Here is a 1203-nt window from a genome sequence, read left to right as displayed (position 1 = left end):
TCGCTAACCTGATGAGAGGTTTAGCGAGAGTCTCCATGAGGGCGGAAAGATGAAGCCTAATTATCGTCGCTGTATTAGCTGTGGCCAAGTGGGACCTAAAAGCTCATTCTGGCGAATTGTCAGAGTATATCCCTCCCTCACGGTACAATTAGATCAAGGGATGGGACGCTCAGCCTATCTTTGTCCTCAAGAAAGTTGCCTCCAGGCAGCTATTCAGAAAAATCGCTTGGGAAAAGTTCTCAAAACTACAGTGTCAGAAAAAATTTATCAGGAACTTTCTTTGAGACTAACCAACGTGAAACAGTACAATTAACAATAGTTAACTAAAATCGTTAGCATATAAGTAGAACTAAAAGAAGGAGTAATCGAAAAGCAACAGTAGTAAGATAAAAAATCAACCAACCATAACGGCAAAAAAACTATAATTTTTGACCATGAATAAACATTAATCCCAATCTAGGGGTAAATAAAAACTTGGTATGTAATCAGGGGGACATTGGATGAACCACGGGAAAGTAAGAATTTACGATTTGTCAAAGGAATTGAAAATAGATAACAAAGAGGTTTTAGATATTTGTGAAAAGCTCAATATTGGAGTGAAAAGCCATAGTAGCACTATTACAGAAACTCAAGCAGAACGAATTAAAGCAACTGCTGAACGTATGAGTTTCCAAAACTCTAATGCCAAAAATCGCTTCTTAAAAGAAGAAGACGATGATTTAGAAAACGAGAATAACAAAAACAAGCAAAAAATTTTGGCAGTCCATCATAAACAATCTTCAGATGATATTTCCGATAATATGCAAGAAACAGAGTCTGACTATACCCAACAACTAGCACCACCACCACGTGTACCTAAATCTGTTCCAAATTCTAAAAGTAATAGTTTTAAGAGTGAAAGTGAAACTTCATCAAAATCAACAAATAGTGAGTTGAGAGAAAGCTCATTAACATCACCGGAAAATAATACAAAAAATACAATACCAGAAAACTTAGAAGATACTAAAACAACTGAAGAAAAAACAGAAATGTCAGAAAAACCCATTTTGCTCGGACCACCTGTAAGACCAGAAAAACCTAAGCCTCAAGTAAAAGATGCGAAAAAATCTAATGGTAAATCTAAAACATCAAGCAAACGTAGCAAGCAATTAGACCAAAATAAGTTAGACCAAAATAAGTTAGACCAAAATAAGTTAGACCAAA

General features: G+C 35.4%; 2 protein-coding genes. Both read left to right on the top strand.

Features of this window, described 5'->3' with window-relative positions; translation table 11 throughout:
- Positions 1–49 precede the first annotated feature (49 nt).
- Positions 50–313: a YlxR family protein gene (locus tag MW688_RS19570; protein WP_486737694.1), complete on the top strand. Its 264-nt coding sequence runs from the start codon at positions 50–52 to the stop codon at positions 311–313.
- Positions 314–500: 187 nt separating this feature from the next.
- The coding region (locus MW688_RS19565; protein ID WP_486737693.1) for a translation initiation factor IF-2 N-terminal domain-containing protein at positions 501–1203 on the top strand (703 nt) is incomplete at its 3' end.

Source organism: Johannesbaptistia floridana (genome assembly GCF_057440575.1).
The sequence above is the reverse complement of the archived record's forward strand: the minus strand, read 5'-3'. Positions and strand labels throughout refer to the sequence as shown.